Below are 14,651 nucleotides of genomic sequence, written 5' to 3'. Positions count from 1 at the left end.
ATGTCAGGCAATCTCAGCTTCATCGTTGTCCAGCTTGACAGATACGAGTTTGGAAACCCCGCCTTCCTCCATCGTAACCCCGTACAGCACATCTGATTCTTCCATTGTGCCCTTGCGGTGTGTGACTACAATGAACTGTGTCTGCTCCGAGAATTCTCGTAAATACTGGGCAAAACGCACTACGTTTGCTTCGTCCAATGCAGCCTCTACTTCATCGAGTACACAGAATGGAACAGGTTTAACGTGTAAAATGGCAAATAGTAACGCCATCGCTGTTAACGCACGCTCACCGCCCGACAGTAGCTGCAAGTTTTGCAGTTTTTTGCCCGGTGGCTGAGCTACGATGTCAATTCCCGTCTCCAATAAGCGTTCCGGGTCAAGCAGCACGAGATCAGCACGTCCGCCTCCGAACAGCTTGGAGAATACCGTTCCAAATTCGCGCCGAATAGCATCGAACGTAGTCTTAAAGCGTTTGGACATTTCTTCATCCATTTCACGAATAACCTGATAAAGCGTTGTCTTGGCCTCCACCAAATCAGACTTTTGCTCATCAAGAAACGTATAACGCTCATGCACACGCTGGTATTCCTCAATGGCGCCTAGATTCACCTCACCCAACGCGGAAATACCCCGTTTGAGCCTTTCTACCTCACTCTGCGTACCTTCAATATCTTCCGGTATAGGGTAACGCTGCTTGGCTAACTCATAGCTGAGTTCATAATCATCACTTAATTTTTTCAGAACGTTTTCCAGTTCCACATCAAGCCGATTTACTCCAATTTCCGTTTGACGAAGCAACTCCTCCACTGACTTGAGCTGAATTCGCTGTTCTTTCGTGTCGTTCTCAGCCACTTCAAGCTTTTTGGACAAGCTGCTACGTGCAGCCCGCTTGAATTCCAATTGCTGTGCGGCTTCTTCCTTTTTCAAACGGTATTGATTGAGATTTTCAATCTGTTTCACGGTCTCCTGCTCATTGGTCAGCAAATCTGCTTCGATGGAAGCAAGCAAGGTTTTGTTTTGTCTCGAATCTTTACCAAGAGTATCATAATCCCCACGCAATCTGCGCAACTGCTCTTCCAAAGAAAAGCGCTCTTGGTCCAGCTTTCCTTCTCTTACCTTGAGATTCGTGAGCTCTCCCTGTAGCTGCTCTTTGGCAGATTCGTTGGCTTTACGGGCAAATTCAGCAGCGTGAATGGCCTGATGCGTTTTCTTTTCTTCTTCCTCCAGCGCAGCCAACTTTACCAACGCTTCTTCACGTGAAGTTTCCAGTTCCTTAATTTCCTGATCAAAGCCCTTTTTCTCCTGACCAGACGCAGCGACCTGCTCCAGAACATGACGAAGTTCATGCTCCAGTTGCTTGAGTTCCATTGCCATCTGCTGCTCTTCACCGCGCTTCACATCGCCGCCGTGACGAAGCTCGTCCAGACGGGTCTGTGTCTCCTCCAACTGGCGTTTGGTATCTATTGCACTCTGGCGCAACCTTGCAATTTGCTGCTCCGTATCTACAATGTCTTGATCCAACTGATCCAGCTGACGTTTGCGTCCAAGCAGATTAGCATTTTTCTTGAACTGGCTTCCCCCAGTCATGGAACCCCCTGCATTGACAACATCGCCTTCCAAAGTGACAACGCGGTATCTATATTGGCAACGGGCCGCAATACGGTTTGCATCTTCCAACGTACGGGCAATGACCACATTCCCCAAGAGACTGCCTACAATTCCGGCATATCGATCATCATACTGAACAAGATCTGCACCGATTCCGACAAAGCCTTCGGCTCCTTCTGCAATTTGGCGTTCTCCTGCACCGATTTGACGCGGACGGATAACATCCATAGGCAAAAATGTCGCTCTGCCCAGTTGACGTTGCTTTAGAAAACTGATCGCCTGTCTAGATACGGATTCATTTTCCATCACGATATGCTGAACTGAAGCACCCAAAGCAGTTTCCATCGCCTGCTCTAAATGCTCAGGCACCCGAATCAGCTCCGCTACCGCTCCATGCACACCATGCAAAGTTTCTTTTCGTGCAGCCTTCAATACCTCTTTAACTCCAAGCATGAAGCCGTCAAAGTCATCCTGCATTTCCTTCATTGTATCTCGCCGTGAAATTTGAGCCTCACGTTTTTGTTCCCATTTACTAACCGTACCCTGGTTTTCTTCCAGTAGTTTTTGCAGGGCCTGGTACTTTTCACTTCCCTGAATATAGCCACTACGCAAACTACTGATTTCCTGCCCCAGCTTCTGAACCGCAGCTTCCAATCCCTTTTTGCGCTGTTCAAGTTGTACTTTCTGGGCTTCCCATTTGCCGGATTCGTCACTTACGCGAGTCACACGCCGTTCCAATGCTTCCTTCTGTTGGTCTGTATAACGAATTTCGTTACGCGCCTGCGCCATCTGATTCATCAGCTCCAGCAGACCACCCTTTAGGCTTTCTTCCTGCTCCTGGCTGATTCCGCCTGTAACACCAATCAGTTTGGCCTCTTCGTCAGACAGCCGCGCACGCAACTCGTCAAGCTCTACATTCAGTGCAGACAGCTTTTCGTTCAGCTGATCCAGTTCACTCCTGCGCTCGGAATGCCGTGATTCGCTTGTGCTAAGTGATAAGATCAATTGTTCCCGATTAGCCTCCAGATTGCGTGTGCGCTCTTTGAGCAATTCGCCGTAGCCTTCACTTTTCTCCGTCGCTTCACTGTATTGCAGCAAATCCCTTTGCAACTGCTCTACCTGCTCTTCCAGCTGGCGCAATTCGTTGCGGTCGCTTTCCAGCATCGCATCATGTCGGGACACCACCGTAGACAACTGAAGCTGCTCCTGCTGCAACAGAGCTAGTTTGGAAGTCGCATCGCTCCACGAAGTATGAATTTGTTCAATTTGATGGACGTACATTGAAATTTCTTTTGATTTCAATTCACCGCGCAGCTCTTTAAAATGAATCGCCTTTTCAGACTGCTCCTTAAGCGGTCCAATCTGATCCTCCAGTTCACTAACCAAATCGTGAATACGCAGCAAATTTTGCTCCGTTTCATCCAGCTTGCGAACCGCATCCTTTTTACGCGATTTATATTTTACGATACCCGAAGCTTCCTCAAAAATACCTCGACGATCCTCAGATCGGGTACTCAGAATTTCTTCAATGCGTCCCTGCCCAATAATTGAATAAGCTTCTTTACCAATGCCTGTATCCATAAACAGCTCTGTAATATCTCGGAGTCTGCATGATTGCCGATTAATGAAATATTCACTATCCCCACTTCGATGTACACGTCGCGTTACCGTGACCTCACCAAAATCCAGAGGCAACGCCTGATCTTCATTATCCAACGTAAGCGATACTTCACCGTAATTAACAGCCTTACGAGCATCACTACCCGCAAAAATAATGTCCTCCATTTTGCCGCCACGCAGTGATTTGGCACTCTGTTCGCCCAGCACCCAACGAATTCCGTCGGAAATATTACTTTTTCCGCTTCCGTTGGGTCCGACGACTGCCGTAATGCCGCGGACAAATTCCATTTCCGTTTTATCTGCAAACGATTTGAAGCCCGCCAGCTCAATGCGCTTTAAAAACATGCTCAATCTCACCTCTAACATTTCAAATATGCTTGTACAACACCGTATACCTGATTGATATGAATTATCCCTATTGTAGCATAAACTAGCTTGTATAAAGCACAGTACCGACACTCACATTACACCAGCAAAGCCACGAAAAAAGAGCAAAACGCAGTCCATTCGCCATTACGGGCCGGGACTCCCCGCGGACTGCCCTTTGCTCTTACTTTGTGCCCCCTGCTTGCGTAACCCGTCCGGGCTGCTCAGGTACCGATTACGATTCTGCCAGCTTCAAACGGTTTAAAGCTACTGCCGCCGCTTGCTGCTCAGCTTCTTTTTTGGAGCGTCCCGTACCTGCCCCTAGCCGTTCGCTGTCCATATATACCTCAGCTACAAACTCGCGCTCATGGGCTGGTCCGCGCTCCTCTACAATCTTGTATTCAAGCATCCCCATGTTATGATGCTGCGTCAGTTCCTGAAGCTCTGTTTTGAAATCACTCATCTGAAGCTTACCATTTAATACAATTTGAGGAAAAATATAATGTTCCAAAAACGAACGGACGGCCTCCAGACCCTGATCCAAATAAAGCGCACCTACGAACGCTTCGAATACATCAGCCAACAGAGCCGGACGAGTACGTCCACCTGTCAACTCTTCACCTTTTCCAAGCAGTACATATTGCCCGAACTCAAGCCCGACAGCAAATTTCACCAGAGAAGGCTCACAGACAATAGCTGCACGCAACTTGGTGAGTTCGCCTTCGGGTCGGTTAGGGTACTGATTGTACAATTGCTCGGACACCGTCAGTTCCAGAACAGCGTCACCTAAAAATTCAAGACGCTCATTGTCTGCATGCTGACTGAACCGATGTTCGTTTACGTAGGAAGCGTGCGTAAAGGCCTGCTTCAGAAGCTGCCGATTGTTGAATTGAATATGAAGTTTCTGCTGTAATTGCTTCAAGTCTCCACTCAACGAACTGACCCCTTATGCTTCATATTTTTTTAGAATAACCGTAGCATTGTGACCGCCAAAACCAAAGGAATTGGACATAACCACATTCAGTTCCGCTTTTCTCGGCTTATTAGGTACATAATCAAGATCGCATGCCGGGTCTTGATTATCCAAATTAATCGTTGGCGGAATCGTCTGATGCTGAAGGGCGAGACCACAGATCACGGCTTCAACGCCGCCCGCTGCACCCAATAAATGCCCTGTCATCGACTTGGTTGAGCTGATCGCTACCTTATAGGCATGCTCTCCAAGCGTTTTCTTAACTGCTTCCGTTTCGGATTTATCACCGACTGGTGTAGATGTACCATGTGCATTGATATAATCAATCTCTTCAGGATTCAATCCAGCATCACGGATCGCCATTCTAATGCAGCGTGCCGCTCCCTCTGGATCAGGCTCCGTCATATGATGGGCATCGCCAGAAAGACCGTAGCCAATCACTTCACCGTAAATACGCGCACCACGCTTCAAAGCATGATCCAACGATTCCAGAATAAGAACACCAGAGCCTTCGCCCATAACAAACCCGTCTCTTTCGGTATCGAAAGGACGACTTGCCTTTTGAGGCTCGTCATTACGCGTGGACATCGCTCGCATGGAACAAAATCCAGCCATACCAATCGGACGAATAGTGGCCTCAGCTCCTCCGCAAATCATGGCGTCTGCGTCACCGCGCTGAATCATGCGGAAGGAATCGCCAATAGCATGACTGCCCGTGGCACATGCCGTAACTGGTGATGTATTAGGGCCTTTAGCACCGAGTGAAATCGATACTTGACCGGAACCCATATTAGCAATCATCATCGGGATGAAGAAAGGGCTTACGCGTTTAGGTCCTTTTTCAATCAGTGCGTTGTGCTGATCTTCCCAAGTTCCCAATCCGCCAATACCGGAACCGACAGATACACCAACACGCTCAGCGTCCGCATTTTCTCCGATTACAAGTCCGCTGTCCTCAAGCGCCAACTTACTAGCAGCAACCGCAAACTGCACAAAGCGGTCCATTTTACGCGCATCCTTACGTTCAATATAATCCTCTGGATTAAAATCTTTAATGGAAGCGGCTATTTTCGTAGTGTACTCACTTGTATCGAAAGCTTCGATTTCACTGACGCCGGATTTTCCAGCCATCAGATTATCCCATAGTGTGTTCAAATCCTGTCCCAGCGAAGTGATTACACCCATTCCTGTTATGACAACACGTTGTTTCAAAGATAATCACCTCTATGTCTACTGCATATTGTATTTTAAGACCGCACACTCTTGTGCGTAAAAATAATATAGAATCAACTAAAGTTAGTAATGACGCATACTTCTCAGCCTTTGACTAAGTGAAGCTGAGCCAAACTCAAAAACACGCGGCAATTCCGTCTTTAGTTCAATCTGTATAATTAGGAGAAAGTCCCGCCTGTAACAGAACGGGACTTTTGATGACATGAATTAGGTATGAGATTGTATGTACTTCACAACTTCACCTACAGTTGTAATTTTCTCTGCATCTTCATCAGAGATTTCCATATCAAACTCATCTTCCAATTCCATTACCAATTCAACTACATCGAGAGAATCAGCGCCTAAATCATCTTTAAAAGATGCTTCAAGTGTAACTTCGGCTTCGTCGGCTCCCAAACGGTCAACGACAATGCGTTTTACGCGCTCCAATACATCGGACATCCGGCTCACCTCCTCTTAGGTATTATACGAAAATTACAATTAAAATGCCATAGAAGAGAGTTTTCATTGACAACTCTTCATCGGGGCATGCGGATTGGCAACATGCTACTACATATACATGCCGCCATCCACATGCAAAGTCTGGCCCGTCATATATGAGGAAGCATCCGAGGCCAAGAACAGCACCACGTCAGCAATTTCCTCAGGCCGTCCAAGACGGGCCAGCGGTATACCGCTAAGCATATTGTCACGCAAATCATCAGCCAGTACCTGCGTCATCTCGGTATCGATGAATCCAGGAGCCACACAGTTCACTGTAATACCTCTCGACGCAAGCTCTCGAGCAGAGGATTTGGTAAGACCAATTACCCCTGCTTTAGCAGCAACGTAGTTGGCTTGTCCTGCGTTGCCAAGTACACCGACCACGGAGGAGATATTGATAATTCGGCCAGAACGCTGCTTCATCATTGGACGTGTTGCCGCCTTAAGACAATTAAACACACCCTTCAGATTCGTTTCGATCACCTGATCGAATTCCTCTTCCTTCATGCGCATGATTAAATTATCTCTTGTTATGCCGGCATTATTCACCAGGATGTCAATCTTGCCCCAAGCGCCAATCACATCCTTGATCAACTGATCTGCTTCGTCAGCGCGACCGACATTAGCCTGAACTGTAATAGCCTCTACACCTTTGGCACGAATCTGCTCTGCTACCTCAGTCGCAGCCGCTTCACTACCAGCATAGTTTACTGCCACATTAGCGCCTGCTTCAGCCAGCGCCAGCGCGATACTACGGCCAATTCCGCGCGACGCTCCCGTAACGAGCGCCGTTTTTCCACTCAATGGCTTAGACATCATAGTCCCCCCTTGCAAGTATATAACCCGTTAAGGCAATGATTATACTTTTAACGGGCCTCCAAGGCTTCCGTTACAGAAGCAAACGACTCCAGGCTGCTTATATTATACAGCTTAACCGTTTTGTCGATTTTTTTAACCAGTCCAGTCAAAACACTTCCCGGTCCAAACTCAACAAAGGTGTCAACACCTTGTTCTAGTAGCCATGTTACACTGTCTTCCCACAGTACCGGAGAATAGACCTGATCCACCAACAGTTGGCGGATTTCGCTCCCCTCACGTACAGGTTTAGCTGTTACATTGGCAACAACTGGAATCTGAGCTTTCGAGAAATTTACAGCCCCCAACTTGCCGGAGAGCTTGGTCGCTGCTTCCTTCATCAATGATGAGTGGAAAGGACCGCTAACCTCCAGAGTAATAGCGCGCTTGCCTCCTGCTTCCTTCACACGTTCAGCGACAGCAGCTACGCCCTCCTTCGTACCAGATACAACAATTTGTCCGGGACAATTGATGTTGGCTAGTTCGACCAGTTGACCAGACTCCGTAATATCTCGGCACAATGCTGCCAATGCTTCACGATCAGCTCCCAACACAGCAGCCATCCCGCCTTGCCCATCAGGAATGGCCTGCTCCATGAACTCGCCACGTGTACGAACGATCTCAACCGCATCCTCAAAAGCGAGGACACCGGAAGCGACTAGCGCGCTATATTCTCCTAGACTGTGTCCAGCCACATAATCGGGATGAATGCCCATTTTTTCCTTGAACGCTTCATACAACGCAATGCTCGCCGTTAACAGTGCAGGCTGCGTATTGGATGTTTGCTTCAAAGCTGTGTCCGGCCCTTCAAAAATCAGTGTGCTTAGTGCGAACCCTAACCGTTCGTCCGCTTGGCGAAATACTTCTGTTGCAGCTGGAACTGCTTCATAAGCATCTTTAGCCATACCTACAGCTTGTGAGCCCTGACCGGGAAATATAAATGCCGTTTTGCCCATCGTGTATGCACCTCTCTGTATCCAATGCTTGTCCTGTAAAACACTACACAAATCCAATATTATATCAAAAATTCCAACTAATTACCAGACAAGAACCGACGCTCCCCAGGTCAAGCCACCGCCAAAGCCCACCATTAATACACGGTCGCCTTCCTTCATGCGGCCTTCCTCAGCTGCTTCCACAAGAGCGAGAGGGATTGATGCTGCAGATGTATTCGCATATTTATGAACATTAACAACTACCTTTTCCTCTGGTAAATCCAGACGTTGCATCGCCGATTGGATGATGCGAATATTGGCTTGATGCGGAACGAACAGATCAATATCATCTTTGGACAGCCCTGCTTTTTCCAACACTTCAACCGTTGCCGTTCCCATAACACGAACCGCGAACTTGAACACTTCGCGTCCGTTCATGTAAATATAGTGCTGTTTATTTTCCAGTGTGTCTGCACTCGCAGGCAAACGCGAGCCTCCTGCTTCCAACTTGAGTAAGCTGCCTCCGGCACCTTCAGCCCCGAGATCAAAGGATTGGAATCCTCTACCTTCAGGCACTTCGCCAATCACTACAGCTCCTGCACCATCTCCGAATAGAACACAGGTATTGCGGTCGGTATAATCTGTAATCCGAGAAAGACAGTCTGCCCCAATGATTAATGCATTATTATAAATACCTGTCTTAATGAAGCTTGTTGCCGTAGCCAGTCCGTATACAAAACCCGAGCATGCCGCAGACAAATCGAAAGCTGCTGCGCCTTTGGCTCCCAATTTGTCCTGAAGAATGCAGGCAGTTGACGGAAACGCCATATCCGGTGTAACCGTAGCTACAATAATTAAATCCAAATCCTGTGCCGTCATACCCGCGGACTCCAACGCCTTAATTGCTGCTTCATAAGCTAAATCAGATGTAGCCTGTTCTGGAGCCGCAATATGGCGCTCCTGAATCCCTGTACGGCTGACAATCCATTCATCACTCGTTTCTACGATTGCTTCCAAATCTTTATTGGTCAGAATTTTCTCAGGTACGTATTTCCCTGTTCCGATAACACCAACCGGCCGTAATTTATTCATATCGTCACTCACTTCCTGCTGATTTCCTTGGATATACTTTCCACCAACCGGTTTTGCAAGGCGGTACGAGCCTGCCTTACCGCGTTTTTGACGGCAACGCCGTCAGACGAACCGTGACTTTTCAGGACGAGTCCACTCAAACCCAGCAAAGGAGCCCCGCCATGCTCTTTATAATCCAATTTACCTTTCAGACTGCGAAGCTCAGGCATAATCAAGGCTGCCGCAAGCTTGGTCTTCAAGGATTTGGTGAATTGCTCTTTTAAGAGAGAAAATATGGCTCCGGCTGTACCCTCCAGTGATTTTAGCATGATATTCCCAGCAAATCCATCACACACCAGTACATCGCAATTCCCGGTTAACACATCTCTCGATTCAACATTACCCACAAAATTGACAGGTAATTGCTCAATAAGTGGAAATGCCAACTTCGTCAGTTCATTGCCCTTCCCAGCTTCAGTCCCCACATTCAGCAGACCCACCCTTGGAGAAGTCACACCGTGAACTTTCTGACGATACAAACTCCCCATCAGTGCATACTGGGCAAGATGCTCAGGCTTGGCATCCATATTGGCTCCCAAGTCAAGCGCCAGAATACCCTGATCATCAATCGTTGGTATCATCGGCGCGAGAGCCGGACGTTCAATGCCTTCCATTCTTCCAACCACCAGCAACCCTGTGGTCATTAGCGCGCCTGTATTACCTGCAGATATCATGGCATCCGCTTCGCCTTCTCTGACCATTCGACCAGCCACGACCATCGAAGCATCCTTTTTACGGCGCACTGCCTTTACAGGCTCGTCCTGCGCATCTATCGTTTCGGATGCATGGCGAATGCTGAGGTTCGTCGGCAACGCCCTGCCGTTCAGAACCGATTCAATACGTTCCCGGTCACCAACCAGCGTAATGTCCGTATCCTTCCATTCCGCCGCCGCAGATAGGGCGCCCTCTACTGTCGCCTCAGGAGCATTATCTCCCCCCATGGCATCAATGGCGATCCGCATGCTGACTTCCTCCTTCGCTATACTCTTCCTCCGTGGAGCGATAAATGACAAAGTTGCCTTGGAACACCATTTCTTCTCCTACGTAGGCAAAGACTTCCACTTTAGCCTTCCCTTTTTGTTCTGGATTGGAGCGTACATATGCCTTGGCAATGCACTTCTCACCTAAATGAACCGGGCGGACAAAGCGTATATCCGCTGACGCGGTCAATGCTATCTCATCATTAATCACGGCAACGGCCAATGAATTGGCCTGGGCAAATACATAATGCCCCCGCGCAATGCCAGTACGCGAAAAAATATGTTCCTCTTTAATCTCAAAAATCGAAATACCGCTTCGATCCAACTGTAGATCAACGATATCCCCGATCACTTCATGCAAAGGCAAGGAACGAACCTGGTCGTAGGAGCGCTCAGCCATCAGCTTTAGCCGTTCCCGCAATTCCGGGATTCCCAGTTCCATCCGGTCCAGCCGAATAGTCTGAATACTTACCTTCAGCTGTCTTGTCAATTCCTGATCCGTTACGAACGGATTATCATCAATTAATTGAGTCAGCCGCTGCTGTCTCTGTCTCTTCGGCAAACGTTCGATGTCAGTGACGCCTCCTTTCTCTACAATAAACTGTCGTTCAGACGACAGTTTGGGTTACTTTACTTCACTTTCTAACGGCGAGACTTCAAGCCGATTTGTCTTCTTGTATGTATAAAGGAACCCCTTCGGCCCTTCTTTCTTAGAACCTGGTACTAAAACAGTATATAGCATGCTGACGTAAAAAGGAAGCATGCAGACAAAAAAAGTAGCGCCTCACTGAAGTGAAGCGCTACTCTTTCTGCGAAGATTCCAAAGAATCCGCTTATCGGACATTATTGAGAGATGATCTCTCTAGCTTTGTACGTTCCGCAAACTTTGCACACATGGTGAGCAAGTTTCAATTCGCCGCATTCGGAGCATTTCACCATACCTGGTACTGCCAGTTTAAAGTGAGTACGACGTTTGTCGCGACGAGTTTTGGATGTTCTCCGTTGAGGTACTGCCATTCTTCCCACCTCCTTAACCAGATCAACCCCGCATAACGGGTATGACTTCTTATCTCATTCAAGACTGAAAGAAAATGCTAGAAGCAATTATCTTACAGCCGGTGAATCAAGCCTGCAACATCCACGCATCGGTTCAGTAACTCTCCGGCACAAGCGGATGATGATTTTTCAGAATTGAACTCAATTCTCATTTAAAAAAATCCTTAAGCCCTGCCAGACGCGGATCAATCTTTTCCGTATTGCCATCGCTACTGTCATCGGAGCCAATACTCCAGTTTTGTCCGGTCTTTGGTGCGATTCCCTGACAATCCTCACTGCACAAAGGCGCAAACGGCACATGCAGTACAAACAGTTCTTCACAATACGGTGCAATGTCGAAGGAGTCCTCCGTCACTGCGATAAAATCGCCATCTTCATCCTCCTCTTCAACACTCGAAGAGGTTTGCTTGAACCGTTCACGGAATTCAATCTTTAAATCCTCGTGCATCGGGCTTAAACAGCGTGAGCACAGCATGTCCAGACCTGCGGTCAACGTGCCTTCCACGCTCATCAAGCCTTGACCCAGACTAACGGCGACCAAGTCGGTCTCCAGCGGGGAAACGGCCGTAACATCAGCACGATCATCCACCAATTCACTCACATTAAGAGATTCACGGATAGGAAAAGGACCGTCACTTGTTGCTACTTTGCGAAAAAATAGTTGCATCACTATCACTCCAAACAAACAAAAATTATTATACCGACTGATCGAGTCGTTTGTCAACACCTTTCACTTTACACCACTCACAAATCCACCGGTTTTCCAATGGTTCGACAAGTTTTATGCAGAAGTAAAAATGCATTGTGCTAAACATGTACTGATGAGTATTCGTACCCCCGCCACTCTTCGTGTACAATAATGCGAGTATAAAGCTTTTTCGTCCAGGTCTCAATGGTCTTGTTCATGCCGACGATGAAAAATCAGTATAGCTGCCCTGAAAACAATCATTCACGGGTACTTAACCATTATTATCAAAAGGGTTACCCAATAAGCTACTTTAAGAAAGGAGCCGACTACGGTCTTGAAAACACTCGGTATGATTGTAGAGTACAATCCCCTGCATAACGGACATGTCCATCACTGGGAGGAATCTCTTCGCATCACTGGTGCACAACGCACAGTGGCTGTGATGAGTGGTCCTTTCCTTCAGCGGGGTGAACCCGCGATTACAGACAAATGGTCCCGCACCGAAATGGCACTCGCCATGGGTGTGGACCTAGTTCTGGAGCTGCCTGTGGCCTATGCCGTCCAGCCCGCAGAATGGTTTGCCCGCGGAGCGGTCGCCCTGCTCCATGCGACGGGCATCGTCGACGCGCTCTGCTTCGGCAGCGAGAGCGGAGACATCGCCCCGCTGCGCGCGCTGGCTCGCGTGCTGGCGGCAGAGCCGGCCGAGCTCAAGGCTGGCATCGCGCAGCGCCTAAGCAGCGGCACGAGCTATCCCGCTGCCTACGCGGGAGCCGCAGCCGCGCTCGCGGCCGAAGGAGCGGACGGCGCTGCGCTCGCCGCCCTCATGCAGCAGCCCAACAATACGTTGGGGCTGCATTATTTGATTGCGCTGGAACGGCTAGGCAGCACAATCAAGCCCTTCACGGTAGCCCGCACGGGATCGGGCTACCACGAAGCCGTGGCCCCTGCGGACGGAGTCATCGCCAGCGCCACGGCCATCCGCCGTCTGCTGCTGGACGGCGGGCCGGAGGCCGCGTCGCCGTACATACCTGCGGCGACACTGGAGATTTTGCGGCGCGAGTGGCAAGCTGAACGCGCGCCGCTGCACTGGGAAGCGTTCAGCCAGCCGTTGCTGAACGCCCTAATCACACGTAGCCCGCAGCAGCTGGCGGAGCTGCACGAGGTCACCGAAGGGCTGGAGCATCGTCTGCGGCAATCGCTGTACACGCTGCCCCAGCCTTCTGTGGAGGCCCTGCTCACCGCGATCAAGACAAGGCGGTATACTCGTACGAAGCTTCAGCGGATGTGTGCACATATTTTGCTAAATCATGCCAAAGCCGATATGACTCCGGATGAGCTGGCGAAAGGTCCGGGCTATATCCGCGTGCTCGGCTTTAACAGGGCTGGACGCGAGCTGCTGGCACGTATGAAGCAGACAGCCACCCTTCCAGTATGGGTCAAGCTGTCTGCCGGATCACATCCCCACCTGGACTGGGATACAGCCGCAGCCGCCATACACGCAGCCGGGATGCCACGTCCCGCCATCCGCGGCATGTATGCTGATTACTTGCGACCGCCCATTATGGTTTGATGGGCAGCTTTTCCATATAATTCAGCGCATCACCAAGCTTGCGAACCGAAACAAGCTTCATCCGGCTTCCCATTTGCTCAGCTTTGGCCTTGGCCTCTTTATAATTATCCGCAGGGACGAAAAACAATTCCGCACCCTGACGGTCAGCAGCAACTATTTTATACTTTGCACCACCAATCGCTCCAACCTGACCGTCCTTATCAATAGTACCCGTACCGGCTACACGATATCCCTTACTCAGATCACCTGGTGTCAGTTGGTTATAGATTTCCATGGTAAACATCAAACCTGCCGAAGGACCGCCAACATCCGTAGATGTAAAATGAATCGTTTTACGTTCATCCTTCGGCTCTACCTTCTGTACCGTGGCAATACTGACGCCAAAGCCAGAACGTTGCTTACCCGTCTCACTGTCCGTGATGGTCGTTAAGGGAGCTTGAACGGTCAGCAACTTTCCATCGCGCTTTAGCTTCACTTTAGCCATTTTTCCCGATTTTTCGTCCTCCAAAGCCTTCCGAATGGAACGATTATCGGTCACTCGCACGCCGTTCAGCTCCAATATTTCATCTCCAGGCTCAAACACGCTGTTCGAGCCCGGGACCTTAAATACATACACATAATCCGGCACAATGCGATAGGGAACATGGGCACGGGTGTAGGCAGCCTCCATCGCGGAAGATTGGGAATCCCCCATATACCATACCTGCTCTGCCGCATATTCGTCTTCACTTCTTCCATGCAGACGATCCTCTTTGCGCTGAATCTCCGAATTGCGGTCCAGCTTGGACAGGCCCAACATAATAACATTGGCATAACGCGCCGATACCGTCGTCATCATAAAGGTCCCCCGTTCGATGCTGTCACCCTCCCGGACTTTAACCATCGGTTTGATCTCGTTAGCCCCACCTGGTCCATAGATCAGATAAGGGGTTGGCATATAGACCAGCACATAGACCATTGCAGCCAGCATTAACACATAACCGGTTGTAAAAAAAACTCTTTTCCGGTTTATTCGTTTCATTGCTTCTCCCCCCCTTGCAGCCTAACTTCTCCTATCTTATCCAAGTGCCTCTGCGCCACCTGTTCTCAAGCCTTCCGAAAAAGCATACATTGTTTACGACAACGTATACGAACAACCTATCCCAAGACAACG

At 49.1% G+C, this 14,651-nt stretch carries 13 protein-coding genes; 1 reads left to right on the top strand and 12 read right to left on the bottom strand.

Annotated features, from left to right (window positions below; genetic code table 11):
• Window positions 1–3 precede the first annotated feature (3 nt).
• The 11 genes from smc to ACL9RM_RS06845 form a co-directional block, all read right to left on the bottom strand.
• Window positions 4–3,573: a chromosome segregation protein SMC gene (smc, locus tag ACL9RM_RS06895; RefSeq protein ID WP_250268083.1), complete on the bottom strand. Its 3,570-nt coding sequence runs from the start codon at window positions 3,571–3,573 to the stop codon at window positions 4–6.
• 256 nt (window positions 3,574–3,829) lie between these two features.
• Window positions 3,830–4,528, bottom strand: a complete 699-nt coding sequence (rnc, locus tag ACL9RM_RS06890) for a ribonuclease III (RefSeq protein WP_029515003.1) — start codon at window positions 4,526–4,528, stop codon at window positions 3,830–3,832.
• 12 nt (window positions 4,529–4,540) lie between these two features.
• Window positions 4,541–5,779 carry a beta-ketoacyl-ACP synthase II gene (fabF, locus tag ACL9RM_RS06885; protein WP_061832008.1) on the bottom strand — a complete coding sequence of 413 codons (1,239 nt, stop codon included), beginning with the start codon at window positions 5,777–5,779 and terminating at the stop codon, window positions 4,541–4,543.
• Between the two features lie 228 nt (window positions 5,780–6,007).
• On the bottom strand, window positions 6,008–6,241 hold the full coding sequence (locus tag ACL9RM_RS06880) for an acyl carrier protein (RefSeq protein WP_007429985.1): 234 nt from the start codon (window positions 6,239–6,241) through the stop codon (window positions 6,008–6,010).
• Between the two features lie 108 nt (window positions 6,242–6,349).
• Window positions 6,350–7,099 carry a 3-oxoacyl-[acyl-carrier-protein] reductase gene (gene fabG / locus ACL9RM_RS06875; RefSeq protein WP_025721716.1) on the bottom strand — a complete coding sequence of 250 codons (750 nt, stop codon included), beginning with the start codon at window positions 7,097–7,099 and terminating at the stop codon, window positions 6,350–6,352.
• A 50-nt stretch (window positions 7,100–7,149) separates the two neighbouring features.
• On the bottom strand, window positions 7,150–8,094 hold the full coding sequence (gene fabD, locus ACL9RM_RS06870) for an ACP S-malonyltransferase (protein ID WP_250268082.1): 945 nt from the start codon (window positions 8,092–8,094) through the stop codon (window positions 7,150–7,152).
• A gap of 81 nt (window positions 8,095–8,175) precedes the next feature.
• On the bottom strand, window positions 8,176–9,165 hold the full coding sequence (locus ACL9RM_RS06865) for a beta-ketoacyl-ACP synthase III (protein WP_250268081.1): 990 nt from the start codon (window positions 9,163–9,165) through the stop codon (window positions 8,176–8,178).
• A gap of 8 nt (window positions 9,166–9,173) precedes the next feature.
• Window positions 9,174–10,166: a phosphate acyltransferase PlsX gene (plsX, locus tag ACL9RM_RS06860; protein ID WP_061832012.1), complete on the bottom strand. Its 993-nt coding sequence runs from the start codon at window positions 10,164–10,166 to the stop codon at window positions 9,174–9,176.
• Window positions 10,150–10,746 (bottom strand): transcription factor FapR, encoded by a 597-nt coding sequence (fapR, locus tag ACL9RM_RS06855; protein WP_007429980.1) that lies wholly within the window; start codon window positions 10,744–10,746, stop codon window positions 10,150–10,152. Before fapR ends, plsX begins: the two co-directional genes overlap by 17 nt.
• Window positions 10,747–11,027: 281 nt before the next feature.
• Window positions 11,028–11,201, bottom strand: coding sequence for a 50S ribosomal protein L32 (rpmF, locus tag ACL9RM_RS06850; RefSeq protein ID WP_007429979.1), 174 nt, complete (start codon window positions 11,199–11,201; stop codon window positions 11,028–11,030).
• A gap of 187 nt (window positions 11,202–11,388) precedes the next feature.
• The gene (locus ACL9RM_RS06845; protein WP_069291707.1) at window positions 11,389–11,907 is read right to left on the bottom strand and encodes a YceD family protein; all 519 of its coding nucleotides are present in this window, start codon (window positions 11,905–11,907) and stop codon (window positions 11,389–11,391) included.
• Window positions 11,908–12,262: 355 nt separating this feature from the next.
• Here ACL9RM_RS06845 and ACL9RM_RS06840 point away from each other — a divergent pair, with 355 nt between their 5' ends.
• Complete coding sequence (locus tag ACL9RM_RS06840; protein WP_250268080.1) at window positions 12,263–13,498, top strand: nucleotidyltransferase; 1,236 nt, start codon at window positions 12,263–12,265, stop codon at window positions 13,496–13,498.
• On the opposite strand, the gene ACL9RM_RS06835 is transcribed toward ACL9RM_RS06840, so the two are convergent.
• On the bottom strand, window positions 13,488–14,519 hold the full coding sequence (locus ACL9RM_RS06835) for a YlbL family protein (protein ID WP_061832137.1): 1,032 nt from the start codon (window positions 14,517–14,519) through the stop codon (window positions 13,488–13,490). The genes ACL9RM_RS06840 and ACL9RM_RS06835 overlap by 11 nt on opposite strands.
• Between the last annotated feature and the right edge of the window lie 132 nt (window positions 14,520–14,651).

Origin of the sequence: Paenibacillus sp. S29 (genome assembly GCF_049319765.1) — a bacterium.
Lineage (GTDB): Bacteria > Bacillota > Bacilli > Paenibacillales > Paenibacillaceae > Paenibacillus > Paenibacillus polymyxa_B.
The sequence above is the reverse complement of the archived record's forward strand: the minus strand, read 5'-3'. Positions and strand labels throughout refer to the sequence as shown.

Coding starts and splice junctions, on each gene's coding strand:
- smc (WP_250268083.1), bottom strand. CDS start 3,573: ATGTTTTTAAAGCGCATTGAGCTGGCGGGCTTCAAATCGTTTGCAGAT.
- ACL9RM_RS06880 (WP_007429985.1), bottom strand. CDS start 6,241: ATGTCCGATGTATTGGAGCGCGTAAAACGCATTGTCGTTGACCGTTTG.
- fabG (WP_025721716.1), bottom strand. CDS start 7,099: ATGTCTAAGCCATTGAGTGGAAAAACGGCGCTCGTTACGGGAGCGTCG.
- fabD (WP_250268082.1), bottom strand. CDS start 8,094: ATGGGCAAAACGGCATTTATATTTCCCGGTCAGGGCTCACAAGCTGTA.
- ACL9RM_RS06865 (WP_250268081.1), bottom strand. CDS start 9,165: ATGAATAAATTACGGCCGGTTGGTGTTATCGGAACAGGGAAATACGTA.
- plsX (WP_061832012.1), bottom strand. CDS start 10,166: ATGCGGATCGCCATTGATGCCATGGGGGGAGATAATGCTCCTGAGGCG.
- rpmF (WP_007429979.1), bottom strand. CDS start 11,201: ATGGCAGTACCTCAACGGAGAACATCCAAAACTCGTCGCGACAAACGT.
- ACL9RM_RS06845 (WP_069291707.1), bottom strand. CDS start 11,907: ATGCAACTATTTTTTCGCAAAGTAGCAACAAGTGACGGTCCTTTTCCT.
- ACL9RM_RS06835 (WP_061832137.1), bottom strand. CDS start 14,519: ATGAAACGAATAAACCGGAAAAGAGTTTTTTTTACAACCGGTTATGTG.